General features: G+C 60.5%; 29 protein-coding genes, 1 tRNA gene and 1 pseudogene. 20 read left to right on the top strand and 11 right to left on the bottom strand.

All coding sequences use genetic code 11. The features are described from left to right. Nucleotides 1-4 precede the first annotated feature (4 nt). The gene (locus OIK40_RS11185; protein ID WP_273678418.1) at nucleotides 5-322 is read right to left on the bottom strand and encodes a DUF1905 domain-containing protein; all 318 of its coding nucleotides are present in this window, start codon (nucleotides 320-322) and stop codon (nucleotides 5-7) included. Then, nucleotides 315-1,322 (bottom strand): peptidylprolyl isomerase, encoded by a 1,008-nt coding sequence (locus OIK40_RS11180; protein ID WP_273678417.1) that lies wholly within the window; start codon nucleotides 1,320-1,322, stop codon nucleotides 315-317. Before OIK40_RS11180 ends, OIK40_RS11185 begins: the two co-directional genes overlap by 8 nt. A gap of 234 nt (nucleotides 1,323-1,556) precedes the next feature. Here OIK40_RS11180 and OIK40_RS11175 point away from each other — a divergent pair. The 13 genes and pseudogenes from OIK40_RS11175 to OIK40_RS11115 all read left to right on the top strand — a co-directional run bounded on the left by OIK40_RS11175 (nucleotide 1,557) and on the right by OIK40_RS11115 (nucleotide 9,031). Beyond that, nucleotides 1,557-1,647: transfer RNA gene (locus OIK40_RS11175), tRNA-Ser, on the top strand. A gap of 143 nt (nucleotides 1,648-1,790) precedes the next feature. Further along, nucleotides 1,791-1,985: pseudogene (locus tag OIK40_RS15100) on the top strand (integrase arm-type DNA-binding domain-containing protein); the annotation flags it as partial. Next, nucleotides 1,895-2,968: a tyrosine-type recombinase/integrase gene (locus tag OIK40_RS11165; protein WP_374211810.1), complete on the top strand. Its 1,074-nt coding sequence runs from the start codon at nucleotides 1,895-1,897 to the stop codon at nucleotides 2,966-2,968. The pseudogene OIK40_RS15100 and the gene OIK40_RS11165, both read left to right, overlap by 91 nt. Then, nucleotides 2,961-3,665, top strand: coding sequence for a hypothetical protein (locus tag OIK40_RS11160; protein ID WP_273678414.1), 705 nt, complete (start codon nucleotides 2,961-2,963; stop codon nucleotides 3,663-3,665). Before OIK40_RS11165 ends, OIK40_RS11160 begins: the two co-directional genes overlap by 8 nt. 109 nt (nucleotides 3,666-3,774) lie before the next feature. After that, the gene (locus OIK40_RS11155; protein ID WP_273678413.1) at nucleotides 3,775-3,981 is read left to right on the top strand and encodes a helix-turn-helix domain-containing protein; all 207 of its coding nucleotides are present in this window, start codon (nucleotides 3,775-3,777) and stop codon (nucleotides 3,979-3,981) included. Between the two features lie 274 nt (nucleotides 3,982-4,255). Beyond that, the gene (locus tag OIK40_RS11150) at nucleotides 4,256-4,513 is read left to right on the top strand and encodes a hypothetical protein (protein ID WP_273678412.1); all 258 of its coding nucleotides are present in this window, start codon (nucleotides 4,256-4,258) and stop codon (nucleotides 4,511-4,513) included. Next, the gene (locus tag OIK40_RS11145) at nucleotides 4,503-4,736 is read left to right on the top strand and encodes a PC4/YdbC family ssDNA-binding protein (RefSeq protein ID WP_273678411.1); all 234 of its coding nucleotides are present in this window, start codon (nucleotides 4,503-4,505) and stop codon (nucleotides 4,734-4,736) included. The genes OIK40_RS11150 and OIK40_RS11145 overlap by 11 nt, the downstream gene beginning before the upstream one ends. Nucleotides 4,737-4,855: 119 nt before the next feature. Further along, entirely contained in the window at nucleotides 4,856-5,677 is an 822-nt protein-coding gene (locus tag OIK40_RS11140; protein ID WP_273678410.1) for a hypothetical protein, read from the top strand. 208 nt (nucleotides 5,678-5,885) lie between these two features. Then, nucleotides 5,886-6,551 carry a cistern family PEP-CTERM protein gene (locus OIK40_RS11135; protein ID WP_273678409.1) on the top strand — a complete coding sequence of 222 codons (666 nt, stop codon included), beginning with the start codon at nucleotides 5,886-5,888 and terminating at the stop codon, nucleotides 6,549-6,551. A gap of 478 nt (nucleotides 6,552-7,029) precedes the next feature. Continuing rightward, the gene (locus OIK40_RS11130) at nucleotides 7,030-7,308 is read left to right on the top strand and encodes a hypothetical protein (protein WP_273678408.1); all 279 of its coding nucleotides are present in this window, start codon (nucleotides 7,030-7,032) and stop codon (nucleotides 7,306-7,308) included. Nucleotides 7,309-7,442: 134 nt separating this feature from the next. Further along, the gene (locus tag OIK40_RS11125) at nucleotides 7,443-8,081 is read left to right on the top strand and encodes a hypothetical protein (RefSeq protein WP_273678407.1); all 639 of its coding nucleotides are present in this window, start codon (nucleotides 7,443-7,445) and stop codon (nucleotides 8,079-8,081) included. Nucleotides 8,082-8,114: 33 nt separating this feature from the next. After that, complete coding sequence (locus OIK40_RS11120) at nucleotides 8,115-8,501, top strand: thermonuclease family protein (protein ID WP_273678406.1); 387 nt, start codon at nucleotides 8,115-8,117, stop codon at nucleotides 8,499-8,501. Nucleotides 8,502-8,569: 68 nt separating this feature from the next. Further along, nucleotides 8,570-9,031, top strand: coding sequence for a hypothetical protein (locus OIK40_RS11115; protein ID WP_273678405.1), 462 nt, complete (start codon nucleotides 8,570-8,572; stop codon nucleotides 9,029-9,031). A gap of 462 nt (nucleotides 9,032-9,493) precedes the next feature. Here the strand turns inward: OIK40_RS11115 and OIK40_RS11110 are convergent, their stop codons facing one another. Genes OIK40_RS11110 through OIK40_RS11100 form a run of 3 tightly spaced genes read right to left on the bottom strand, consistent with a single transcriptional unit; the run spans nucleotide 9,494 to nucleotide 11,755 of the window. Then, nucleotides 9,494-11,101: a recombinase family protein gene (locus OIK40_RS11110; RefSeq protein WP_273678404.1), complete on the bottom strand. Its 1,608-nt coding sequence runs from the start codon at nucleotides 11,099-11,101 to the stop codon at nucleotides 9,494-9,496. Further along, nucleotides 11,101-11,523 carry a DUF2924 domain-containing protein gene (locus OIK40_RS11105; RefSeq protein ID WP_273678403.1) on the bottom strand — a complete coding sequence of 141 codons (423 nt, stop codon included), beginning with the start codon at nucleotides 11,521-11,523 and terminating at the stop codon, nucleotides 11,101-11,103. The genes OIK40_RS11110 and OIK40_RS11105 overlap by 1 nt, the downstream gene beginning before the upstream one ends. Then, entirely contained in the window at nucleotides 11,516-11,755 is a 240-nt protein-coding gene (locus OIK40_RS11100; RefSeq protein ID WP_273678402.1) for a DUF3489 domain-containing protein, read from the bottom strand. Before OIK40_RS11100 ends, OIK40_RS11105 begins: the two co-directional genes overlap by 8 nt. Before the next feature lie 192 nt (nucleotides 11,756-11,947). On the opposite strand from OIK40_RS11100, the gene OIK40_RS11095 reads away from it, so the two are divergent. The 4 genes from OIK40_RS11095 to OIK40_RS11080 all read left to right on the top strand — a co-directional run bounded on the left by OIK40_RS11095 (nucleotide 11,948) and on the right by OIK40_RS11080 (nucleotide 15,353). Beyond that, nucleotides 11,948-13,255 carry a site-specific DNA-methyltransferase gene (locus OIK40_RS11095; protein WP_273678401.1) on the top strand — a complete coding sequence of 436 codons (1,308 nt, stop codon included), beginning with the start codon at nucleotides 11,948-11,950 and terminating at the stop codon, nucleotides 13,253-13,255. Continuing rightward, nucleotides 13,252-13,767 carry a DUF5681 domain-containing protein gene (locus tag OIK40_RS11090; protein WP_273678400.1) on the top strand — a complete coding sequence of 172 codons (516 nt, stop codon included), beginning with the start codon at nucleotides 13,252-13,254 and terminating at the stop codon, nucleotides 13,765-13,767. The genes OIK40_RS11095 and OIK40_RS11090 overlap by 4 nt, the downstream gene beginning before the upstream one ends. Further along, nucleotides 13,764-14,318, top strand: coding sequence for a DUF5681 domain-containing protein (locus tag OIK40_RS11085; RefSeq protein ID WP_273678399.1), 555 nt, complete (start codon nucleotides 13,764-13,766; stop codon nucleotides 14,316-14,318). Before OIK40_RS11090 ends, OIK40_RS11085 begins: the two co-directional genes overlap by 4 nt. 507 nt (nucleotides 14,319-14,825) lie before the next feature. Beyond that, the gene (locus OIK40_RS11080) at nucleotides 14,826-15,353 is read left to right on the top strand and encodes a hypothetical protein (RefSeq protein ID WP_273678398.1); all 528 of its coding nucleotides are present in this window, start codon (nucleotides 14,826-14,828) and stop codon (nucleotides 15,351-15,353) included. A 92-nt stretch (nucleotides 15,354-15,445) separates the two neighbouring features. On the opposite strand, the gene OIK40_RS11075 is transcribed toward OIK40_RS11080, so the two are convergent. The 5 genes from OIK40_RS11075 to OIK40_RS11055 are packed head-to-tail and all read right to left on the bottom strand — an operon-like array spanning nucleotide 15,446 to nucleotide 19,405. Continuing rightward, entirely contained in the window at nucleotides 15,446-16,444 is a 999-nt protein-coding gene (locus OIK40_RS11075; RefSeq protein ID WP_273678397.1) for a hypothetical protein, read from the bottom strand. Then, complete coding sequence (locus OIK40_RS11070) at nucleotides 16,428-17,495, bottom strand: hypothetical protein (protein WP_273678396.1); 1,068 nt, start codon at nucleotides 17,493-17,495, stop codon at nucleotides 16,428-16,430. The genes OIK40_RS11075 and OIK40_RS11070 overlap by 17 nt, the downstream gene beginning before the upstream one ends. Nucleotides 17,496-17,539: 44 nt before the next feature. Further along, nucleotides 17,540-17,953, bottom strand: a complete 414-nt coding sequence (locus OIK40_RS11065; RefSeq protein WP_273678395.1) for a hypothetical protein — start codon at nucleotides 17,951-17,953, stop codon at nucleotides 17,540-17,542. 19 nt (nucleotides 17,954-17,972) lie between these two features. Next, nucleotides 17,973-18,374 carry a hypothetical protein gene (locus tag OIK40_RS11060; RefSeq protein ID WP_273678394.1) on the bottom strand — a complete coding sequence of 134 codons (402 nt, stop codon included), beginning with the start codon at nucleotides 18,372-18,374 and terminating at the stop codon, nucleotides 17,973-17,975. Next, complete coding sequence (locus OIK40_RS11055; protein ID WP_273678393.1) at nucleotides 18,371-19,405, bottom strand: SH3 domain-containing protein; 1,035 nt, start codon at nucleotides 19,403-19,405, stop codon at nucleotides 18,371-18,373. The genes OIK40_RS11060 and OIK40_RS11055 overlap by 4 nt, the downstream gene beginning before the upstream one ends. A gap of 437 nt (nucleotides 19,406-19,842) precedes the next feature. On the opposite strand from OIK40_RS11055, the gene OIK40_RS11050 reads away from it, so the two are divergent. Continuing rightward, nucleotides 19,843-20,094, top strand: a complete 252-nt coding sequence (locus OIK40_RS11050) for a hypothetical protein (protein ID WP_273678392.1) — start codon at nucleotides 19,843-19,845, stop codon at nucleotides 20,092-20,094. Between the two features lie 51 nt (nucleotides 20,095-20,145). Here OIK40_RS11050 and OIK40_RS11045 read toward each other — a convergent pair whose 3' ends face one another. Further along, nucleotides 20,146-21,879, bottom strand: coding sequence for a tetratricopeptide repeat protein (locus OIK40_RS11045; protein ID WP_273678391.1), 1,734 nt, complete (start codon nucleotides 21,877-21,879; stop codon nucleotides 20,146-20,148). Nucleotides 21,880-22,553: 674 nt separating this feature from the next. Here OIK40_RS11045 and OIK40_RS11040 point away from each other — a divergent pair. Both OIK40_RS11040 and OIK40_RS11035 read left to right on the top strand, forming a co-directional pair. After that, a complete protein-coding gene (locus tag OIK40_RS11040) occupies nucleotides 22,554-22,823 on the top strand; it encodes a hypothetical protein (RefSeq protein ID WP_273678390.1) in 270 nt (89 codons plus the stop codon). Between the two features lie 84 nt (nucleotides 22,824-22,907). After that, the coding region (locus tag OIK40_RS11035) for a hypothetical protein (RefSeq protein ID WP_273678389.1) at nucleotides 22,908-23,126 on the top strand (219 nt) is incomplete at its 3' end.

Genomic DNA, 23,126 nt, shown 5'->3' with positions numbered 1-23,126 from the left:
GCCGTCAGAGCAGCTCGAGTTCGAGCGTCACCGCGTCACCTTCGGCGATATCTTCGGCGCGCATCACCTTGCGGCTGACCAGCAGCACCCATTCGCGCGACCGGTTCTGCGGGAATGCCGATGTCTTCCACCGCGTCTCGCCGATCTGCGCGACGACTTTCACCGAACCGAAGCCGCGCGCGCGGCCGAATTCGAGCCGGCTGATCGCCGCGTGGGTGGCAATCGCCTGGGCTTCGGCACCGGTGAGGACGACGAGATGATAGGTGCCGCGCTCTCCCTGCCAGCGGCTCAGCGGCAGGGTAGTGCGGACGGTTTCATTCACCGCTTTCCGCCCGCCGCACCGGCACGCGGATGTTGCAGATATCGGCGCCGCCGGCCGGAACAATGAAGAACGGATCGCGGCGGTTGGCGATGGCTTCGGCATAGGTCGCGAAGGTGTCGCTTTCGGTCGAGAGGTATTCGAACTGCGGTTGTTCATCGGCCGGAAGATCGCTCGCCACCCGCACAGTAAGGATCGGCGTGCGCTTGTCCGCTTCTTCGGCGGTGTAGAAACCCAGCGCGCCCGACCCGCGCGGCAGCGAGGAGAGGTGCTGCATCCCCTCAATCACCCGCCCGACGAGGGCGATGTTGCGATCCAAGTGCCGCGGCGCATGGCCGATCACGGTGTAGAGTTCCGCGCCCGATCCGGTGTCGGGCGAGTAATTCCGCCCGACGCCGACCATGCCGTAGCAGTGGGTGGGCCAAGCAAGATACTCAGTCGAATGGACCGAATTCATCTCTGTGCCAACCGGCCACCCTCCGACAAAGGCTGCCCAACCTGCATAAGCATCAGACCATCGGGAGCGGGCAAGTAGATCATCGCCGACAAACTTCGTCGTGTACTCCGCTTCCGTCATCACCTTTAGCCCGTCGGGCAAGGGCTTTGTCTTTCCCGTCGCTTCCGGATTGTCGTAATTGGGATCGCCCCACTGGGTGACGTAGTTGTCCTGCACCCGATTGACGGAGATGCCGTCATACCACCCGGAGCGCGCGAACAGGCGGATGTTGTGGACCCAGCCTTGCGAGAAGGGCGCGGGCATCAACTGGATTACCACCTGCCGCGGCTTGCCTTTTGCATCTGGGGCGAGGGTCATCACCAGCAGATCCTTCGCCGGGATCGCCATCCAGTCCGCCTTGGGCGCGGCAGCGACGATTTCGGACGGGGCGGGCGCGGGAGTCTTTGTTGGCCCTACCGCTTCGCTACTTGAGCGCGAGGGGTCCTGCGCGGCGAGGGGAAGACCAAGGGCGAGGGCCGCTGCAGCGGCGAGGAGTGGGGTTCTCATGGAGAGTGTTCTGGCACAGTCTCTACCCAATCAAAAACCCCTTTCCACGCGTTTTCGAGGGCGGAAAGGGGTTCTCGATAGCCGCGTTCGCAGGGAATGCCGTATCCGCGCAGCGCTGGCCACGGCGACTCAATTACCACGATTCCGCACCCCGGCCAATCGTCGCCCCCGCAGACCGCCTTGCGAAGGCAGCCTTTCGCCGCTATCGGCGCGTGCTTGCCCGTAAGGGCATGCGGAGCAGTGGCCGAGTGGTCGAAGGCGCACGCCTGGAAAGTGTGTATACGTCAAAAGCGTATCGAGGGTTCGAATCCCTCCTGCTCCGCCACCCACCCATTCCCAGCCGATCCTCGCCAGCCGTTATATCCCACTAAAATAGAGGGAAATAGCAAACGTTATCGTCCCCAGCTGGCCCTTGCCGTTCCCCACTAGCCGCGCTACGGTGTGGGGAATAGTGTGGGGAAAGCGGCAATGGGTAAGCTCACGGCAACGGCAATCGCCAAGGTCAAGGAACCGGGGCGCTATTGGGATGGCGAGGGACTCGGCCTCGTGGTGGGCAAGGGCGGCAGCAAGAGCTGGATTGTCCGAGTCCAAAAAGACGGGCGGCGGCGCGACATTGGCTTGGGCAGCGCAAGCAAAGTCCCACTCAAGCTTGCCCGCGAGCGCGCGGCAGATGTGCGCCAGCAAATCGAGATTGGGATCGATCCGGTGGCCGAGCGCGCCAAGGCGGCGGGCATTCCCACATTTTCCGTAGCCGTAAAACGGTTCATGCTGAGAACGCGCCGAGCTGGAAAAATGCCAAGCACGCGGCGCAATGGCTCAACACACTCGAAACCTATGCGGTCCCGGCATTCGGCAATCGATCGGTGGCGGACGTTGACGCGGCGGCGGTGCGCGACTGCCTCGCGGCGATATGGCTAGAAAAGCCGGAAACCGCGCGGCGGCTGCGCCAGCGTATCAATGCGGTAATCGATTGGGCAGTCGCCAAGGGCTACCGGACAAGCGGGCTGGCCTTGCCTGTGATCGACAAGGCGCTCCCTAAGCAGCGCGCCAAGCCCAAGCACCATGCCGCGCTCCCCTATGCCGAGCTTCCCGTATTTACGCGTAAATTACGGGAATTCGAAAGCATGGGGCGGCTGGCGCTCGAAGCTGTTATCCTGACTGCCGCACGTTCGGGGGAGGTGCGGTTGATGACTTGGGGCGAGCTTGATCTGGACGCGGCAACGTGGACGGTGCCAGCCGAGCGGATGAAGGCAGGACGCGAACACGTGGTGCCGCTTTCCCCGCAAGCGGTGGCGCTTTTCGAGCGTATGAAAGTGCATCGCCGGGAATACACTGACCTTGTTTTTCCGGGCCAGAAGCGCGGCAAGCCCCTCTCCGACATGACGCTCACCAAGGCGCTCCGCGACATGGGCCAGAGCGTGACCGCGCACGGCTTCCGCTCTACCTTCCGCGATTGGGTTGCCGAGCAAACCAATTGGCCTTCAGATCTGGCCGAGGCTGCGCTGGCGCACGTGGTGAGCGACAAGACGGTTGCCGCCTATCAGCGCGGGACCATGCTGGAAAAGCGTCGGGAGCTAATGGCGGCTTGGGCGAATTACTGTGACGGGGCGCGCGGCGGCAATGTCGTTCGGTTGGCCAATGCTTGAGGACGATTCCTTATGGGTCGGATGTCGAGAGACGGTAGAAATAGTCGCAGCCAATAAACCGGGAGACGCGAAAAAAATCATTGTAGGCAGATGCCGTAAGGGGCTTCTGGACGCGAGAGCGGAAATCGTAACGTCGCAATATTTCAATATGTTCGAGACCCAGTGGGATGGGGACTGGGAGAAGCCTTTTCCCCAGCCGCTAGAAAACACGACAGGGCGTTTAAAACTCTTGGAACCTGAATTCTGGAAGCACCCTTTTGAGTCCGCCGAACCTGAAATGCCGCATGGACCGTTCGGCGGTGAGTCCGCTGACTGGACCATTGGGGAGTTTTCCGTTTGGCAAATGCACTTCCGAGAAGAACCGGAAGGTGATGGCTGGGAGCGTCATTCAGCAGCAGGTGTCTCTTTTAACCGGCGGCAGCTCTCAGCATTTGTGGGGACTGCTGTGAATCTGCCCGGCCCTGAGAGCGCAGTCAGGCGCACGGTTTTCGACTGGGAGGCTGCATTCGCTGACGTAGCGGCTGCGCTTTACCACGATGTCCAGTTTGCGAACCTTGAAGCAAAGGGGGTGCAAACGGAGCTTATCCGACTTTTGCGGTCCTCTTTTGAGAGACGTGGTGTGCCGATCCCCAGCGACGACACGCTGAAGCCAAAAGCTCGAAAGCTACTTGGGGCATTGAGGGCCAAAAAACCCTAAAAACCCTTGTCACCCGACATCCCGGACAGTCTGGCATATTCCTAGGCGTGCCACGGCATTCGCTGCGGTGCGCGCCCGGCGCTAGGCTTCCGGGCAGGAGACAAGGGCCATGACAAACGCCCCTTCCGAGCTAATGACGGTGGCCGACTTTTGCGACCGCTACCGCATCGGGAAAACCTCACTTTACCGCGAGGCGGCGGCTGGCCGCATCAAGCTCCGCAAATTCGGCGCTGCAACCCGCATTGCGCGCGAGGATGCCGAGGCATGGGCGGCAAGCCTGCCGATTACCGGGGGAGGTGCAAATGCAGCCGCCTGAAACGAAATCGGGGCTGGGCGCTGCAACGCCCGAACCCCGGTGCAATGCTCAGCAAGCAAATGCGGTCTCCGAATACCCTCAAACCGGGCAGGATGCTAGCCCGATTGGGCCAGGAACCGACCGGACACCCGCCATCCGAGCCGCAAGGATTGGCAGGAGCCACCCAGAAGGCGCTGTGGACGCTCCTGAGGGGCAGAGGCGGGCAAACAGCCGCAAAGCCGCCTATCGGGACTCAGAAGGGCGCAAATGGCGCTACAAGGGCAAGCGCGCTCGCGTGCTCGATATGCTGGTCGCCACGCCGGGCGGAATCACGCAATGGGATTGCCTGCCGTGGCATACGCGTCTTGGAGCTTCGATCCACGCGATGCGCGAGGACGGGCTGGCAATCTCTACCGAGCTTGAAGGGGAATATCGCCACGCGCGCTATCGCCTCGCCACAAAGCTGTTCGGTGATAATGCACCGGGCGAGCACCGGGCGGGCTGTTTTGAAAACAATCAAAACAATCAAGTCGGAGGCGAGCATGGAGGGTAGCGGCTTCACCTCTCCGCCGATCTGGCAATTCGCCAAGCGCGGTGGGTTTATCCTCGCAGGCGAGCGGAGCTTCAAGGGCGAGACGTTCTTCGAGCTGCGCTGGTGGGCAGAGGATGGCACTATCCCGACCGGGAAGGGCGTAACGTTCCCGCCCGATGCGGTGCCGGAACTTGCCAAGGCGCTCGCGGCTTATGCTGAAAGCAGGAAAGCCGGAGCCGTTTAATAACGGCAGAAAAACGGGCGAGGGGCCGCTTTTTGGGGCGGTCCCCGCTCTTTCCGATCAATCTTGAAACTTGGACAGCGCGGCTGGCGCTCGCCTGATAATACAGGCGGGAAACAGCCATGCGCGCCGGATTGGCACGTGTCATGCAACTATGCAGTTATGGCCCATCCCAGCCGCCAGCCGATAAATCACGCATTCCACGCACGCGCGAGAGGAAGGCAGCAAACGCGACTTGTGAGAGCAATACGCGCGCATGCGAGAGGGAAAACCTGCGGACCTATAAAAAAGGCGATGCACACAGCTCGCCCGCGAAAGGGAAAGCGAATTTTCCGGCACCGAAAAAAGGCACGTGGGGCGGCGCACGCAATCGGCGGGACCGGGTGACAACGGCGCTCAAACAAGGTCAGGCTGAAGGAATCCTCAAGGCTTTAGCTACAGCAGATCTGAAGGGCTTGCCTCTCACCCGCCATTGGACGGTAGACTATGAGCGGGCCGGGATTTCCGACCGGGACGGGGCTGCATTCGTGGGCAGGCTGCTAGTTTTTGTAAGCCGCTACGCGCGTGTGAGAGGCGGAAGCTTCGCGGCTGTCTGGGTGCGGGAGGTTGGGGTGCGGAACGGCGCTCACGTTCACATCGCGTTCCACCTGCCGCGTGGCTGGCGGCTAGGCTATCTTACCCGGCGCTGGATCAAGGCGGCGGGCGGGCAATACTCAAAGGGGGTGAGCCGGATTAGTCCGATCGGCGGGAGCGTGAATTGCGCTTGGACAAGCCCGGCGCTCTACCGCGAGAACCTAGAGCGGCTGGGAAACTATTTCACTAAGGGCAGCGATAGCACGGTGGCAGCGGAGTTGGGGCTGGATCTGCTAAAGCCGGGCGGGGCGATTGTCGGGAAGCGCTGGGGGCGGACGCAGAATCTTAGGGTGTGGGCAGTGCAAAGTTGAACACTCCAAGTTGCCGACTGTGAAGACGGGGAGCCATAGTCTCGTATCGGGGCACATTAACCTTAACTTTCAATTTAGACTCTCGATCCGTTCGCAAACCTGTTAACTATCCTTGAGTTGGGCCTAACGGGATTCGCGAAAAGTCGCACCTGCGTCATGGTTCAATGGGGTGGCTTTCGCGAGCGCGCCGGGAGAAGGTATTCGACCTATGAAGCAGGCAGTTTTGATGAGCGGTGTGGCAATAGGTTTCGCCCTCTCATCGCCAGCACAGGCGGCTGTTACCATCGATGGCGGTCAGGTGACAGTTACCGGGGTTGACGATACGTTCAACGTCTCGTTCAACGGCTTGTCTGACGGCCAAGTGGTTCGGGGCCTTAGTTCGCTCCTGACGCTTACCGTAATCAGCGTGGGCTCTAACTGGGTCTTCAAATACTCTCTAGATAACACTGGCGCGGGTACGGTGACGGGGTTTGGCTTCAACGTATCTCCAGATGTCGTGGGTGTTATGGCGGATGGTACCTACGGCAACGAGAGTCTCGGGTTTAAGGCTGCAGGGTTTAGAGCCGAAACTTGCTTTCAAGCCGGCAGCGGTAGTTGCCCCAACGGCAATCACAAGAATATTTCAGACCCCGGCACGGGTACTCTGACACTGCAGTTCGGCAGTGCGAAAAACGAGATTACGCTTAGTAATTTCGTGAACCGCACGCAGAGCTTCCAAATCGGCAATGTATCCTCAGCAGTCGGTCAAGGGACCCCGGTCAGCCCGGTTCCTGAACCGGCGACTTGGGCGATGATGCTCCTTGGCTTCGGTCTAGTGGGCGCTGCGATGCGTCGTCGGGGCAATACGACGCACCGGGTTCGTTTCGCGGTCTGACGCCGATCCAACTACTTGCATGCAATGCCGCTAGTCTCGCGACCAGCGGCATTTTGCTTTGAGCGAAGTATCTCCCTCGTTCGCTGCGCGATACGCGTACACGCGAGGGAGGAAACAAGCGGAGCTATAAAAGCGGCGATACATGCGCGCCGGACACTGCGGACAAGCTGAGCAGCGAAACAACATGGGCCGGCGGGCGCTGTCGCAGGGTCCGGGTGACTAAGGCTCCTGCCTACAGCCCGAACGAGTTTATCATCCACTTGCAGTCCAATGGGCTTCCGCAGCTTGCGGCGATGCTCAAGCCCCATATTGAGACACTGTGACACTAAATGTAGTGCGATGGGGGGTGGTCAAATTCTTGAAGCCGCGAAGGTGGCAACCGGTCATCATCCACCATTGAAACGCTAACACAGTTTTTCGCCCGCGCACACGCGCGAGAGGGATTGCGGCTGGCGTTCGTTCCCTTCATGTTCCGCTCATGTCGCAGCATTCGATTCGGCAGGCGAAGCGGGATGATCTGGCCTTTCCGGTCCGGGTGAAAATCCGCGTGCCGGATGGCGGGCTGGGTAAGCTGCTCGATGGCATGACCGATTGGCTGAGAGCAAACGTCTCGGCGGCAGAATATGCCTGCCACGGTGCGCCCGGCTTGGCTTGCAGCACGGCGGCATTCTACTTCCGTAATATCGAAATCGCGCATGCCTTCGTGAGCGCCTTCCCAGCCGCCGAGCTTGCGGATGGGATTAGTTTGCGCGTTTAGCCCTACGACGGTTGAGGTTAATTTTTTCTATGCGCGATGTCGCCCCTTCGCTTTGAAAATTAGACATTAAATCGGGATTCGGGCAATCTTAATCCACGGCGCGATTCGCGTCGATTTGATCAAGAGGGGCAATAATGAAAATCTCGAACTTGGCGCTCGCTATGGCGCTACTTCCCGTTGTGGCATTCGCCCAAGAGGCAGCGGTTCCCGTGCAGGCCGTGCAGGCAGCGCCAGAGCCGGAGACCTACCTTCCAGCTGGGACTACGATTCCTCTGAGGATGACTCAGATGGTGACGACCAAAGGCGATAGCTGGAAAGAAGGCGACCAATTCAACCTCGCCGTGGCGACCAATGTGATGCTTGGCGACTACATCGTGATTCCTGAGGGGACCAAAGCAGTTGGTCGCATCACGTGGCTCACCAGCCGAGGGGCGTTCGGTAAGTCGGGAAAAATGGACATTGAGCTTGAATATCTTCAGCTCGGCAACCGAAGGGTGAATATTGACGGCACCTATCGGCAAGAGGGAAATGGTGCGACCTTGGCAACCGTTGGCGGTGTTATTGCGGCAGGAATTTTTGCTGGGTTCATTACGGGCAAGAGCGGTGTCATCCCGGAGGGTCGCGAGCTTAATGCGACCTTGGAAGCTAATCTCCCTGTCGCTCTGCCAAAGGGGGCTAGTCTCTCTGTTCCGGCGGTAAAAGCTGCGACTGCATCCCCGGTTCAAGCTGAGGCAAATGTAGAGGCGGTTCCGGCCGAATCTGAGCCCGAATAAGTCCTCAGAGAAACTCAAGGGTATCGATCCGCCATGCTGTTGCTCGCTTCTGCTCTGACACTAGCAGGCGACGGCTTGGCGGTCGAAGCTACTTTCCCGATCTGTGGCGACGGCAGGCGCGTTACCTGCGTGGTGGATGGGGACACGTTCTGGCATAACCGCATCAAGTATCGGCTGGCCGACATTGACGCGCCCGAAGTGAGCAACCCCAAGTGTGAGGCAGAGGCGAAGCTGGGACGATCTGCAACGTATCGGCTGGCCGCGCAATTGAACGCCGGGAGGTTTGAGCTGCAAGAGCAAGGAACTGACCGTTACGGGCGAACGCTGGCGACCGTCACGCGCGGCGGGCGCTCGATAGGTAGGCAACTGGTGAGCGAGGGGCTTGCCCGACGCTGGGGTGATAGGAGGGGGTGGTGCTAACGATATCAAAGCTTGCAAAAATGGTCGGTTCGGGGTGCGTCCTAGCCTGCTGCGTAGTAACTCCAGTCATGGCGCAGCAAGTGATCCCAGCCAGCTTAAAAGTGGTGATCGAGGAATTGAGTCCTGATGCGATACGTTGCAATGTGACAAAGCAAGGTATCGAGGGCGCGACTAAATCTGCGCTTCGCTACAATCGGATAACTGTCTCAAGTGAAGCTGACGCATACGTTTACGTAAATGCAAATGTGGTGCACGTTGGCGGTAGCACATGCGTTGTTGCACTCGATGTTTCAGTCCAACAGTGGGATACATTGCCGGATGCTGCGGGCGGGCAGATTTGGGGCACTTTTGAGTATTGCAACGCGGGCATACTTCAATCGGGCTCGGACTCCGCTAACCGTTTGTATGCAGCAACAAAAAATGCCATCGATCAGTGTTTGGCGGATATCAAGCCGTCTAAAAACCCTTCCTTCAATCGCGTCCTGCGCCAAGTGCTAAACGACAAGGCCAACGCAACGCCATCGCAGTAATGTGGGTGAAAGTGTGGGATTGCCATTTTTCGGATAGAAAATTTCTAAGCACTTTCTTGTTATTAGAACGATATAATAGCGGACTCCTGCTCCGCCAGCCACCCCCGGCACTTGTCTCTGATTTCAGGTGGCGCCCGTAAACCCCGTGAACAGGCGGGTTTGCGCGGCTGAACCGGTAACCGGCGCATCATTCGCGGGGTCTCTTCCGCCCTTTCAGGCGCCGTTTGGCGGCGCCGTCTCTTGGGCCGCTCGCATCGGTTCGGTTTCCCTGTTTAACAGGCAAGAACAGGGAAAAATGTAAGTTTGAGCCCCAAAAGCAGGCCGTTTTGGGCCATATCGCGGGCTTCTGCTCGACAATAAGCGTGCCGCGTCAGTGGGTTGCGTGCGCAAAAACACCGTTTTCCTGTTATTCGTCGGAACAGGGAATTTAATCGCATGGAACAGGGACTTTAATCGCAGCGATCAGGTGATTTGTTCGCCGGAACAGAAAGTACGGCGTGGGCCAAATCCGAGCATCTCTCGCTGCTTCGACCAAGCGAGCGGGACGTCGATTCCCTTGAACCATTCAAGGTTGAGATGGGTTGGCTGGCGTCCTTCGAGAATGGCGCGCTGAATGTCGGGGGCGAGGAAGGCGAGGCGCAGGATCGCACGATCGTATGGGGAGCGCGGTGCCGAATCGATCATCGGCAGGCCGCGTTTGGTCCGGAGCATAGCGTGGGCTTTTCTGAGGGCAGAGATGAGCACCGGGTCAGGTTGTCGCGGTCGCGAGTTGGCAGCAAGAACAAGCGTGCGTGACCCGCGCGGTGCGAACAGGATCGGCAGCGAGACGGTGATGCTGTCGGTGGTACGATCAAGGATCACCTCGCCGTCGCCCAACCTCGCGGCGAGGCTCCTGCCTTGCTCGGCATCAAGCGCGACCTGTAATCCCCGCTCGCTTAGGTGGATCGAGCGGACGATCGCAAACGGATCCTCTATCTTGGGCACCCAGCGCCGGACGGCCTCGCTCACGACCCGTTCGATCTCGGGCGCCGACAGGCGTTGGATCGAATTTGAACCGACGGGCCGCCCGCCTTGCTGGAGCGGCGCCGAGACATAGTAGCGATAGGTTCGTCCCGACTTTCCGCGCGAGGTGGTTGGGCTCATCGAATATCCGACCGCATCGAACAGCTTGCCTGTCAGCGGCGCTCTGACGCTGCGGTTCTTCGCCCTCGTCTGATGCCGCCGCACCTGGGCATCGAGCCGGGTCTGCACCCGGTCGAACAGTTCGGCATCGACGATTGCTGCATGCTCGCCCTCATGCACGGTGCCCTTGTGGACGATCTGGCCGCGATAGACGCGGTTGCGCAGGAGGTGGAACAGGGCACCGCGGCTGAAGGGCTGCCCACCCATGGTCCTGCCCTTTGCGGTGACATAGAGCTTGGAATGAATGCCACGCTGCTCGAGATCACGCTGGAGGGCGTGGACCGAGCCCAGCTCGAGATAACGAGCAAAGATATGCCGCACTCGTTCTGCCTCGGCCTCGGCCGCCTTGAGCGTGCGTGACCCATCGGTCGGCGGATCATAGCCGAGCGGCGGCACGCCGCCCATCCACATGCCCTTGGCCTTGGAGGCGGCGATCTTGTCGCGGATACGCTCGCCGGTGACTTCGCGCTCGAACTGGGCGAAGGAGAGGAGGACGTTGAGCATGAGCTTGCCCATCGACCCGGTGGTGTTGAACGACTGGGTGACCGAGACAAAACTGCAGTCATGCTTCTCGAACACCTCGACGATCCGCGCGAAGTCGGCGAGGCTGCGGGTGAGACGGTCGATCTTGTAGACCACCACGATGTCGATCCGGTCCGCTGCTATATCGGCGAGCAGGGCCTTCAAACCGGGGCGTTCGGTGTTGCCACCCGAGAACCCGCCATCGTCATAGTGTTCGGGAAGCGCCTCCCATCCCTCGCTCGCCTGACTCAGGATATAGGCGGCGCAAGCCTCGCGCTGGGCGTGGAGGCTGTTGAACGACTGGTCTAGGCCGTCCTCGGAAGACTTGCGGGTGTAGATCGCGCAGCGCCTTATGGTGGTGGGCATCAGCTGTCTCGCAAACCGAAGAAGCGCGGTCCGTTCCAGCGGGTGCCGGCGATCGCGGTCGCGGCTGCGGAGAGGCTGGGGAACAGTTGGTCCTCCCAGCGGAACCCATCCTGCTCGACCACCACGATCACCTCGCGGCCCTTCCAGATGCGGGTGAGCCGTGCGCCAATGCCCAGTCGCCGGCCCTCGGGTTGTACGGGCCCCGACCGCGATACTGTTTTGCGCGTATCGGCATCTAGTCCACCATAGGCTTGTGCCTGGATCCGCCACGCCAGCAGCCGGCGCTGGAGCGGCGTGGAGCGCAGCGAGGGAGGGGCGCCGTAGCGCGCCCTCCAGAACCCGCGCAGGCCATCGAGATCCATCGCCTCAATCTCGGCGACAAGCTGCTCGACCGCATCATGTTCCTCGAACGCCTCATGCATTGACCGCCTCCGCAATGCGATAGCGGCGCGTCCCGTTGATCTTGTCCGAGATCACCGCGTGCCCGCGCTTCTTGATCGCGCCTGCGAGCGCGCCGCGCACCGAGTGCTGTTGCCATCCGGTTGTCTTGACCATCTCGGCGATGGTCGCGCCGTTCTTGCGGCGAAGAAGCTTCTCGAGCGTGTCGAGCTTGCTCGCGGGCTTGCCTGTGCTTGTGATGTTGGTCTCGGTCATGATCGTCTCCCGTTGGTGCGGCGGACGGAATGGCCGCTGCTACCGGGACAAGCCCGGACCGAGCCGGGCGCCAGGACAGCAATGCTCAGGGCGTGGGCACAGTCCAGTCCGTTCTGCGCAGGGTGCGTTACCTGTGAATAAAAACCGGGCTGCGCCCTTCTGAATGAGGGGCTTGCGTGATATGTTCTACATATGTCCAACCTCCTCTCCAAGGCGGGACAACCTGCCAGTCGCACGCTCGAAGTGGTCTACAAGGCCCCCGGCGAGCTCACGCCCGACCCGCGTAATGCGCGCACCCACTCGAAGAAGCAGGTCGCGCAGATCATCGCCTCGATCCGCGCCTTCGGGTTCACCAACCCGATCCTCGCCGATCCGCAAGGCAACCTCATCGCAGGCCATGGCCGGTTGCGCGCGGCAAAGGAGATGGGGCTCGAGAGCGTTCCGGTAATTACCCTCGATGGCCTCACCGATGTGCAGAAGAAGGCACTTCGGCTCGCGGACAACAAGATCGCCTTGAACGCAGGCTGGGATACCGAGATTCTCAAGCTCGAGCTCGCCGAGCTGTCGCTGCCCGAGATCGACATTGACCTTGGGCTTACCGGGTTCAGCCCCGGCGAAATCGACGTCGTACTGTCGGAAAGCGAAGATCCGGATGATGAGGTCATCCCGGCCGTTCCCGAAAGCCCGCGCGTGAAGCCCGGCGATATCTGGCAGCTGGGCGAGCACCGGGTCGCATGTGGTGATGGCCGCGACGTTGCCTTCCTCCAGCGCGTTGTTGGCGAAGGTGAGGCCATCGACTGTGCGTTCCTCGATCCGCCCTACAACGTGAAGATCAACGGTCATGCCAATGCCAAGGGGCGTCACCGCGAGTTCGCGATGGCTTCAGGCGAGATGAGCGAGGGCGAGTTCCGCGCCTTCCTGGCCGAGACGCTGGGCGCCTGCGCCAAGGTCTCGCGCGACGGCGCGGTTCACTTCGTGTGCATGGACTGGCGTCACATGGACGACGTGACCGCGTCGGTTACCGGTATCTATGATGACCTGCTCAACATCTGTGTCTGGAACAAGAGCAATGCCGGTATGGGGTCGCTCTATCGGTCCAAGCACGAGATGGTGTTCGTTTACCGGGTGGGCTCCGCAGCCCACACCAATAATGTCGAGCTCGGCAAGCATGGGCGCAACCGCACCAATGTCTGGGACTATGCGAGCGTCAACTCGATGAAGGGCTCGCGCCGCGAGGACCTTGCCCTCCATCCGACGGTCAAGCCGGTCGCCATGGTGGCCGATGCGTATTGCGATGTGACCCGGCAGGGCGACCTTGTCCTGGACATCTTCCTTGGTTCGGGAACCAGCCTGATCGCTGCCGAGCGCGTTGGCAGGCGCTTCCGCGGGCTCGACATTGATCCGGCCTATGTCGACATTGCCATGCAGCGCTGGAGCGACCTCACCGGAAAAAATCCCGTGTTGGTCCATCGCGACAACAGCGACGAGGTGACCGCATGAGCGACACGCGCTTCAAGCCCGGTCAGTCCGGCAATCCGAAAGGGCGGCCGCCAAAGGCACGGCGACCCAATGTCTCGGCGTTCGAAATCGTCCTCGACAAGCGCCTCACCGCCAACGTCGGCGGGAAGGAGCGCGAGCTCACCGTTGAGGAGGTGCTGCAGCAGCAGACGCTAAAGGATGCGCTCGCTGGCAAGCGCATGGCGATCCGCAAGGTCCTGAAGATGATCGAGAAGCGCGAGGCCGCGCTGCTCAAGAAGGGCGGCGTCAGGCGGACGCCTATGACGTTCGAACAGCATCACTGTGCCGACAATGCGAACGAGGCCATGCGCATCCTCGGGATCGCGGAGCCTGATCCCGGCTTTCCCAAGCGCTGGAAGGTCAACGCCTGGGCGACCCAAGCCGCGCTCAGCAAGCCGGGGCGCCGCAAGTTCACGGACAAGGACGTGAAGGACATCAAGTTCTTTACCAGCGATTCCGAAACCTTGCGCTGGCCGCGCGGACGGATCGCGTGAGCGAGCCCGAGCCTGTCGGTTACGGTCAACCGCCGAGCAAGACCCGGTTCCGCAAGGGGCAGTCCGGCAATCCACGCGGGCGGCCAAAGAGAAGCCGTCGTGAGATCCCCTATGATGCCGTGCTCGGCCAGATGGTCACGATCCGCGAGGAGGGCCGCGAACGCCGAGTGACCGCGGCCGAGGCGTTCCTGCTCCAGCTCACCCAGAAGGGCCTCGCCGGAGACAGTGCCGCAGCACGCGCGTCACTTGAGGCGATCGAGACGGCGCGGGCCGCTCGTACTGACACTTACATCGGGCCAACCAGGCTTGTCTGGAAAGCAGTGGACTCGGGCATGGACGCGATCATTGACACCCTTGGCATCGCGCAGCTGAAATATCCGACCGACGAAGTTCGCGTGCGCTGGGAGCTCAATCCATGGATCGTGGAGGCAGCACTTGCGCGGCTCGGCGATAGGCAGCTAACATTCGAAGAGCAACGCGAAGTATGGGACGCCACCCGCACGCCGCACAAGGTCCGGTGGCCAGAGTGGTGGGGCTACTTCGGCGAATGAGGGCTTTGCACTCCCCATGCACTCATGGTTTTTACCCACTGATCGCCCGCTGGCAAACAAGGTCTTCGAGCGGCCCTTATGACTGGATCTGGGACTTAGCCGTCGTTCCCTGACGGCATGCTGAAGGACTGAAATTGCCAGAAGCTGACACAAGCGTGCTCGGGAGCGCCGATGGAGGCTTTCCAAGGTTCGCTTCCTGAAACCCGACATGCAGGTTGCAACCCCGACGCGGCCGTTCGTTTGACTGCAATCCTGTACTTTCAGAAAGGACCACCCAAAAGATAAGGCAGTGATCTCTGGCTACTGCCCCACCTTCATGATGCGTCTGCTACCGGCGACATCAACCGTCTTTCAATCTAAGCTAGTGTGATGACTGAACCACGCATGGAGAGCGGGAATGGGCCTGTCGGGGAATTCGCCCGCGATATTCTGGTCTGCTGCCCACGCTGCGGAGCAGCGGCCCACGTCCGCGACCTTGTGCGTCTTGTGTGCCCTCGCTGCAATCTGTTGCAGAGCCGCGTCCGGCGCAGGCTTTTCGGCGCCGATGGGGCGAGTTACGAACGCGCGGGCAGCAATGGCGACTGGTATGGCGCATTCACGTTGGTAACGAGCGGATCCGAGCGCTGCGACAAGTGCGGCAACGGGCTGACTATCCCGAAAAGATCGCGGCCGTCTTTTCCGCCTGTGGCGACCCATGCGGTGAGCCTTGATGCGCAATGCGAGACATGCGCTGCCGTCAAGCCGGTCGCGGCGCGCTGGGTGCCCCGATTTCAACAGGGAGAACCGCGTGATCCGGCCTTCGGATGCGCGCTTTATCTGCAGGAGGAAACAGGACGGGGCACCTTGTGGGCTTATAACCGTGCCCATGCCCTTGCTCTGCTGGAATGGATTGCTTCGCCGGCCCGGTCACGCGACGGCGCAATATTGCCCGGCGCCATGGCCAGCCGTCTGCCCGGCTGGATGAAATCCGCCGCGAACCGGACAGCGGTCGAAAAATCGCTGGGACGACTTGTGGCTCGCGCAGCGGCAATCTGATCGATAACGATAACCGAGCCTCGCGTCGCGGTCGGAACGATGAGGGCACGAAAATGGGGGGCGACAGGATTCAGGCGGGTGCTGCGGGCAGCCTATTTGGAAGCTTCTTCCGTGCCTGCAAAACACACCGCAGGAAGTCGCTTTTGCAGCGCAAGGTCGAGCTGGCGTGATGTCAGCACCTCCGGAACGACCGCGCGGAAAGCGGCATGAGCTGCGGCGAACTTCGTGATTGCTTCTGCCCGTTCGTCTTCGTCTGCATCATCCTCGCCGACATAGGTCGCATCTTCCAACCTGCCGAGAGCGTCGATGAATTGCGCCGCTGCCGCATCATGCCCGCGATCCCCGGCGAATAACGCTTCCATAAACGCGATCTGGGGCTCCTGCGCGAATTCATCGTCGGCGGGCACCGATTTCGAAACCAGCCGGCTAACCAGCAACGGCACGTCCATCGGACGATTGAATTGCGGAAACAATCCACCCAACAGAACCATCATCTGCCGGGCAGCGAAATTGGTGCTGTTGAGGGTCGCCGGGGCTGTCTTGGCCCCGGGATCCAGCGCGAAGGATTGTATGGCGGCCGTGGCGAGATCATCGCTCGCCTGCCATGACTGGCGCAGGTCTGCCATGGCGATCGCCAGTCGCGCTACCGGCGACCGGGCGCAAAACCCGGCACTGCCTATCTCCAGATCGGCCAGCTGTTCATACCGCTCGCCCCGGGTGATTGATGACGAAAGTGCGAAGGCGATCGCGCTCTGGTAATGGCTCGCGGCCCCTTCAGCCTTACCGCGATCCGCCCAGATGTGACCGAGCGACTGCTGGACCCGCGCGTGGACAAGGGTCTGCTGCAATCCAGCCGATTCCAGTGCGATCAGCGCCTTCTTGCACGGCCCTTCACGATCGGAGCCGTCGGAGATGTCGGGCGAAAGGCAAACCCGTTCGGCAAGCGCCGCTGCGTTGGCCTGCACTGCGTTTTGCGCCACCACCGGTTGCGAAAACGCGGCTGTAGCAAGCAGCACCGAGAATACGCCCCGACGCGGAACGCGCCATGATGCCGATGAATGCGTGCGATAGCCGTCATTCCCCATCATCATGGCTCCCGTCAGCGTTTACACGCCTGCGCCGTTCCTGCGCCTTCTCGTCCATCACTTCGAAGGTCATCGTATCAAGCCAGAAAACCCCCATATCCGGCTTGGCATCACGATATTCGCGGTCGATCGTCACGGCCAGCCGGTCTTCGATGATCGCCGATCCGGTAATGATCACCCGGCTTTCCTCCTCGGGCGCCGGTCCCGGCCAGCCTTCGAACAGGAAACGGCGTTCGGGGATCGAATACAGCCGGTGGTTCCGCATGCCCGTGGCGATGATTCCCCAGTCCTGGAACAGGTCGATCGAGAAGAGCGGATGGGGCGTTTCCTCGACGACGCCGGTCCAGTGGCCCTCGCCGTCATAGAGTTCGGTGCACACGCCGGTATCGCCACAGATCATGCCGCTGCGGGGCACGTCGAAACGGAAAATGTCCCATCCTTCGACCAGCCGTGCAGGGCAACCTTCCCCGTTCTCGCCCCACAGGTCGGTGACGTAAGCGGGCGTGACTTCGGTTCCGTCCGGCAGACGCAGGCCGCAAGTCCTGCTTGCATCGTCACGCCACAGCGTCGCGTTGCCGTCCTTGAAGCTTTCCATGACCGGGGGAAGCGGCGCGGGCTGCGTCCGGCGTTCCTCGTCATTGGGTTCATCAGCCAGACGTTCGGGCTCGAGCGTCACCGGAGTCACAGCCAGCAGCCCTTTGTGGATGCGGCGGCTGGCCTTCAGGGTGCGGACGATTTCCGCATCGACCGCCCGAAACCCCGGGAACGGGCCGACTTCGCGCACCTCAGCCTCGAACCCGAACCGCCGGGCGACTTCTACGGCAAACAATTCGCGTTCAGCCATGCCGTTTCCATCAACCTCGAAGGCGTTGCTAATGGCCAGAGCCTGGGCCTGTTCGCCTTCAAAACCCTCGTCGCACAGGAAGCGTTCCTCCGACGTCGACGGTTCCTGGGGGCATTGCGCCCACAGGTAATACCAGCCGGGGGTCCGTTCATCGTCACGCGATTGCGCGGCCGCGTAACCTGATCCCGCAGCAAGCGCCATTGCCAAGAGCATGCGCTTCCATTCCAACTTGGCTACCCCCTAACGCTGCTGGCCGGTTATGGCCGGATGGTCGAATTGATGCTGCTGCAATATCCGCTCATGCGTGATCCCATTTTGCCGGGATTGCGCATCTCCCCGCGGCTCATCAGTTCGTTGATATAGGCCTCGTTATTGGCAAGGAAGTTCGTGAGTGAGGTCAACTGCTGGACGAAGCGCCCGCCGGTGACATTGTTTTCTTCCAGCACGATATACATCGCGTTGACGCTGCAGATCAGGTCTTCCATCGCCCGCCCGCATTCGCTCTCGAACTCTGCGCGCCCAGAGGCGCAATCCTGCGCGTAGGGAAGCGAATATTCGCGAATGCTCTTGAAATAATCCTCAATCTCGGCGGGCGTTTCGGCCAGTGCAGGCTGCGGCATGGCAAGGAAAATTGCGGCAAGTGCTGAAGCATGGGCTACAATTCGTTTCATTATCAGTCTCCTCTTGAAGTCACGGATAGCCACGTGTCCGGCGCGCAGACCTACCGATGCAGGGGATGCCGTCCATCGTGCGATCGAACGTGCCGAAATAGGTCGGCACCCTACCGTCCGAGTGCCATGTCATGTTGAAGCCCTGACCGTTGTTGGCGGTCCACGGGCAGTAATAAGGCTCATCGCTTTGGGGCCGACCACCATCGAACCGGCGTAGCAACGCGCGCTTTCGGGCAAGGCACACGCTGTCATATCCGATGAAGCGATCCTCGCGATCGTAGACAGCGCATTGTTCGTAATCGCCATCGCTCAAATGCTGCGCCGTGGTGGGCTGGGCGGATAGGGCAATGCAGGCGACCGCCGCATAAATCGTAGCGGAAAACATATGCCAGCGCAGCGCGGTGAGCAGAGCCCGAGTCATGAGCACAAGCGCTGCATTTCCCGTAGTTTCAACATAACTTCCTTGGCCGCGATATCGCTATCAAATAATAGTGCTATGATATTATCCTTAGAATTACTGATATCTCTACGGTCACTTTGTGAATAAAAATCGACTATGTTTCCTTCTTCGCCATATGGAAACACTATATTAGTGTAATGATAGTTGTAGCTGCTGCTTGATCCTGTCTGAAATTCAGATACTGACCTCATATCAAAATTGACAGATTGTATTGTCGTACGATTTTCTCTCGATCGTGTATCTTGCCTAACACGCAGCGACATCGAACAACCGTTTATGTTGATCTGATTGTTGATTGTGATTGTCCAATTGCGATCGGGATTTTGGTGCCCTGCGGTGAACGTTCCGGGGGTGGAGAGCAGAATGTCGTTGCCCAATTGATCGATTTGCGCAGCGTTTCGCGAATTGCTGGTGCCGCCGGCCGCGGCATCATTGTCAAATGCCGAATTGCCGTCGACGACCGGCTCTACGCTCTCCTCCCCTTTTTCTGCGAGTAGGAGATAACGAGCTGGAACCCACCCGGATCGGCAAGGCCCTTCGTAGCGCGGGCTGTCATCGGTAGTCAGGCGGCAACGTGCGGCATCAGGCAAATCGCCGTCGGGGCGATAGACGACGCCTACCCAGCGATTGTCCTTGGCGGGTGTGCACAGGTGTATCTCCGCGCCGCCACTCAGCCGCGCGATTTCGCTGTAATTCGTGCTTGGCCCTGCCCGCACGGCGAGGAAACCGTCCTCGGCGGGAAGGTTTGCGACAATACCGGTCCCGTTGCAGTCCGCGGCACGAATTGCCGTCTCGCCAACCGGTTCGGCGAGCGGGTCGGCCTCGGATCCCCGATTACCGGTTCGACTTTCGCCGCAGGCGGCAAGCGTGCCGACCAAGGCCAGGGCGGCAAGGCATGGCGCTGCCGCCCTGCGCGCGCCCCCCTGCCGCGCGAGCAACGAACCACCGGCATGAACGCTCAGCCGATTGCGAGGCGAGGTCCGGACGGTCATTGCGCTATTCCTTGGTAAGTATTTCGTAGTCGATACGGCAAGTTCTGTTCTGCCCTTTGACGGCGGGCGGACAGCGGCACTTTCGGAGATTGAGCCCCAGATGCGCACGGGCGTGGGCCGCAGCCTTGTCACGCGCGGCAGAGCAAGCCAGCGCATCCGTCGGTCCCGAGGCGCTGGCGGTGTAACGGGCCCAGGCAGGCGCGCCGGTCTGGGTGGCGAGCGAGATCGCCAACATCGAGATGAAAGATCGCTTCACTGTACTTTACAGCTCGCAACACCAATCGCTGCCATCAGCCTAGTTGCATCGAACTTTCATCTTGAGCTCGATAACCCAAAGCTCGTTTCGTGGTCCGGCGGGTCGAGATACTGTCGTGTCCACATCCCCGACCGAAGTCCAACCCCTGCCCCCGCACTGGTTCGTTGCATTGGCTTTGAGGATGTCCTTTGCTCTGGAGATCGCCTCACCTTTGGTTTCGGCAAATGCAGTTCCGGAAGCTATCTTTATGCGGATCTGGCTAGCAGATTGGGCTGATACGCTCGTGGGTGCAGCCAGACCGCAAAAAGCGGCCACGGCGATCGCTGAGATGGCAAGATTGGCAAACCGCATAACATTCCCCCGTTACTTATGGTGGGATGTTTCTTGCGCAAACCGTCAGGCGAATCTTTCCCTCACCACTGAAAAATCATGAAATCAGCAGCGCCAAATTCTGAAAATTATGAAAAGCAGCAAAATCCGTCTATTACGGACGCGCCATTGTCATGTCCCGCACCATCTCCAGCCGCGCCAGGTCGGCATGAACGGGATAGGTGCCGGGTGCATTGCTGGCCGCCAGCCGCGCCTCACAGCTGGCCCTGGCAGCGCGGGCAGCGTCCGGATCGCCTACGCGCTGTTCGATCCGTGCCGCGATACAATCCGCCCTTGCCTGCCACGGATGGTCGCCTGTGAAACCTTTAGCGATGCCGCGGCGCGCCCGACGCAGTTCATCGCGTGCAGTCGCCACGTCACCAATTTCAGCCATCGCTCGTGCCCAGCGCAGGTGGAACCATGCGGCCTTGGCAGGCCGGCCATAAATTTCGTTGGCTGCGTAGGCGCGCACCTCGCGAAGCAGTTGCCGCGCCGCGTCCGCCTCGCCCTGCATGGCCTGCGCCATGGCAAGTTCGGTCATCACGTAGGCGGTCCAGAAATGATCGCGGCCCAGCTTTGCCGAATAGAGCGCGAGCATCGGCGCAAGGATCGCCTCGGCCTTGTCGGCTGCGCCTTCGTTAAGATGGATCAGCGCAAGCGAATAGGCGGGGGAGCGGGATTCGACATGGTCCGCACCCAGTCGCCGGTCGAAGATTGTCTGTGCCGAGGCAAGTTCGGCGCGCGCCCGATCATAATCGCCCACATAGGCAAGGAAGTCGCCATAATCCGAGTGCGCCCACGCGGTTAACGGGTGGTCTTTTCCGTGCAATGCCTCGCGCTGAGCGAGGTGTGCAGCAAAATCCGCTTCGGCCTCGTCAAACCGGGCGAGCTTGCGCAGCACCAAGGCGCGGAACCAGAGAGCATCGGCCCGGATTTCCGGACTCACATCGCTCTGGTCATCCAGTATCCGGTCGAGATTGGCCGCAGCTTCCGCATACCGGCCCACTTCGAACTGCAACTTGCCGAGATGGACCAGCGCCATGAACCGATGCGGCGAAGCCAATCTTGTGCCTTGCCGCGCCGCTTCGTTGCAGGTCTGCTCGGCGCGGCGGGTCTGGCCGGCAAGCCGCATCTGCTGACAGGCCAACGCGTCGATCTCTACCAGCCGCGCGGCATTTTCATCGTCTGCCAGCCCCTGCGCGTGCAACCGGGCCGATGTCAGGTGGTTGACCGCCCTGTCATATTCGCCCCAGCCGCTGAAAGCCTTCGCGACCAGAATGTTGAGCGCCACGAGCGCGCCCGGCTGACCGGCAAATCGCTCATCCATGCTTTCGGCTGCGCGTTCGACGACGTCGCGCAAGGCGGGATTGGTAGGTACGGGTGCATAGGGATCGGTCGGCAGGATCAGGTCTTCGGACAGGAATGCCAGAAGCGCGTCGGCCTCTGCGTTTCCGGCGCGGGCAACAGGTTTGTCCGGTGTGAGCAGGACCACGGCGGCAAGCGCGATAGCCGCGATCGAGACGAGCGCCATAGGCATGGTCCATGTCCGCCACCAGTGCGGGCGGGCGGCAATGGCGCCTGAGATAGTGGCGCTAGTCCCTACCGCCTCCTTCACGCGATCAAGGCGATAGCCATGACCATAGACGGCCTCGAGCGTGAGGGTGCCATCGTCGGCCAGCACCTGGCGAATGCGTCCAATTGCCTTGGCGAGCGAATTTTCGTGGACGATACGGTCTGGCCAGCCCGCTTGGAGCAATTCGTCCTTGCCGACACAGGATCCGGCACGCGCCCGCAGAAGGGCAAGAATGGCAGCGGCGCTCTGATCGAGACCGGAGGCAAGTACCCGCACATCGCTATGGCTGGATGATCCGGTGCCGCCGGTGTCGGGAGGCGTTCTCTCATGCGTTGGTTGAATCGTATCTCGATCCGGCATTATCCCAAGGGCGCCCTGTTATCGTTCACGCGGTAGACTTTATGCGCAACGGCATCTTTCGCCAAGCCATTACCAGATCCACGAAGAGAAATGGCACTCGGACAAACGTTGCTTGCCTTCGCTCTTGGACGAGGCCGAGCTCGAAAGGCTCATCTGGTGCAACAACAACGCCACAATTGAACGGGACAAATCCAACTTCGACAACGGCTTTCCACCCACCACCATTTACTTAGGTTAGCTGCTCCGCGCCCCTGAAACCAGAAGGGCATCCGTGGCAGGCGAGGGCAGATTGAACCGCAGCAAGAATGAACAGCATGCGGGAATTCCAGACGCCGCGCTGGGAAGCTTTGAGCCGCGACTGGGCGTGGCGCAGGATATGGCAATGATGCGTCCAGAATAGACTGATCTTACTGCTCTTCATAATTTTCACAATTTGGCGCCGCCGATTTCACAATTTTTCAGCGGAGCGGGAAAGATTGTTGTTTCCGAATGGCGAATGGTTTTCCAGCTTTGCATCGTAGAGGAGAAAATCAGTGCGCCTTTCGAGTCTTGTTCTAGCTTGTGCTGTGGTTGGAATATGCAGTTTAGCCATGCCAGCTGCGGCAGGTGATGTTCGAGAATTTTATTCAGGCAACCCGTCGTCGACGCGTGAACAAGCCTGTTTGAATGCCCGCCAAGAGGCGCAGTTGAGAGTGGGCATGAAGTGGGAAGCGCCACCCAACGGCGACCAGCGCGGCAAAAAACGTTGGAAGGTTGCCGAATACCGAGGTTGCACCTGCGAGGATCGCCAGGGGCGTGTCATGGATGCCTTCCGCTGGAAGTGCCAAATTGAAGTGATAGCGCGCTCGCCCTCATGGTAAATGAAGTTCAGAAGGAGGCGGATAGGTCAAACTGGATAGAAGGGTCCGTAATCCACCCGTTCCGGCCATAAGCGTGGTCAATACGTGATCACGAAAGCTGCATGGCGGCTTTCGGCGGAAGCAGACGTTGCCGATGATGATCGGGAACGACTGGGTCTGGGTCGAGAGCGGCCGGAAGCTCTTGGGACTTTGCTGCCGTTCCCTGACGGCATGCTGAAGGGCTGGTTTCGCCAAAAGCGGTTAGTCAGCTTCGGCCCGGATCCTACCGAAAGCCGAAATTCTGAAACCGACCCCAAAGCAGAC

This window comes from Erythrobacter fulvus, assembly GCF_028595285.1.
Classification (GTDB): Bacteria; Pseudomonadota; Alphaproteobacteria; order Sphingomonadales; family Sphingomonadaceae; genus Erythrobacter; species Erythrobacter fulvus.
The sequence above is the reverse complement of the archived record's forward strand: the minus strand, read 5'-3'. Positions and strand labels throughout refer to the sequence as shown.

Excerpts from the sequence above, each read along its gene's own strand:
- OIK40_RS11180 (WP_273678417.1), bottom strand. The coding sequence starts at position 1,322 with ATGAGAACCCCACTCCTCGCCGCTGCAGCGGCCCTCGCCCTTGGTCTT.
- OIK40_RS11160 (WP_273678414.1), top strand. The coding sequence starts at position 2,961 with ATGCTTGAGGACGATTCCTTATGGGTCGGATGTCGAGAGACGGTAGAA.
- OIK40_RS11155 (WP_273678413.1), top strand. The coding sequence starts at position 3,775 with ATGACAAACGCCCCTTCCGAGCTAATGACGGTGGCCGACTTTTGCGAC.
- OIK40_RS11145 (WP_273678411.1), top strand. The coding sequence starts at position 4,503 with ATGGAGGGTAGCGGCTTCACCTCTCCGCCGATCTGGCAATTCGCCAAG.
- OIK40_RS11140 (WP_273678410.1), top strand. The coding sequence starts at position 4,856 with ATGCGCGCCGGATTGGCACGTGTCATGCAACTATGCAGTTATGGCCCA.
- OIK40_RS11135 (WP_273678409.1), top strand. The coding sequence starts at position 5,886 with ATGAAGCAGGCAGTTTTGATGAGCGGTGTGGCAATAGGTTTCGCCCTC.
- OIK40_RS11130 (WP_273678408.1), top strand. The coding sequence starts at position 7,030 with ATGTCGCAGCATTCGATTCGGCAGGCGAAGCGGGATGATCTGGCCTTT.
- OIK40_RS11125 (WP_273678407.1), top strand. The coding sequence starts at position 7,443 with ATGAAAATCTCGAACTTGGCGCTCGCTATGGCGCTACTTCCCGTTGTG.
- OIK40_RS11120 (WP_273678406.1), top strand. The coding sequence starts at position 8,115 with ATGCTGTTGCTCGCTTCTGCTCTGACACTAGCAGGCGACGGCTTGGCG.
- OIK40_RS11115 (WP_273678405.1), top strand. The coding sequence starts at position 8,570 with ATGGCGCAGCAAGTGATCCCAGCCAGCTTAAAAGTGGTGATCGAGGAA.
- OIK40_RS11110 (WP_273678404.1), bottom strand. The coding sequence starts at position 11,101 with ATGCCCACCACCATAAGGCGCTGCGCGATCTACACCCGCAAGTCTTCC.
- OIK40_RS11105 (WP_273678403.1), bottom strand. The coding sequence starts at position 11,523 with ATGCATGAGGCGTTCGAGGAACATGATGCGGTCGAGCAGCTTGTCGCC.
- OIK40_RS11100 (WP_273678402.1), bottom strand. The coding sequence starts at position 11,755 with ATGACCGAGACCAACATCACAAGCACAGGCAAGCCCGCGAGCAAGCTC.
- OIK40_RS11095 (WP_273678401.1), top strand. The coding sequence starts at position 11,948 with ATGTCCAACCTCCTCTCCAAGGCGGGACAACCTGCCAGTCGCACGCTC.
- OIK40_RS11090 (WP_273678400.1), top strand. The coding sequence starts at position 13,252 with ATGAGCGACACGCGCTTCAAGCCCGGTCAGTCCGGCAATCCGAAAGGG.
- OIK40_RS11075 (WP_273678397.1), bottom strand. The coding sequence starts at position 16,444 with ATGATGATGGGGAATGACGGCTATCGCACGCATTCATCGGCATCATGG.
- OIK40_RS11070 (WP_273678396.1), bottom strand. The coding sequence starts at position 17,495 with ATGCTCTTGGCAATGGCGCTTGCTGCGGGATCAGGTTACGCGGCCGCG.
- OIK40_RS11065 (WP_273678395.1), bottom strand. The coding sequence starts at position 17,953 with ATGAAACGAATTGTAGCCCATGCTTCAGCACTTGCCGCAATTTTCCTT.
- OIK40_RS11060 (WP_273678394.1), bottom strand. The coding sequence starts at position 18,374 with ATGACTCGGGCTCTGCTCACCGCGCTGCGCTGGCATATGTTTTCCGCT.
- OIK40_RS11055 (WP_273678393.1), bottom strand. The coding sequence starts at position 19,405 with ATGACCGTCCGGACCTCGCCTCGCAATCGGCTGAGCGTTCATGCCGGT.
- OIK40_RS11050 (WP_273678392.1), top strand. The coding sequence starts at position 19,843 with ATGTCCTTTGCTCTGGAGATCGCCTCACCTTTGGTTTCGGCAAATGCA.
- OIK40_RS11040 (WP_273678390.1), top strand. The coding sequence starts at position 22,554 with ATGCCAGCTGCGGCAGGTGATGTTCGAGAATTTTATTCAGGCAACCCG.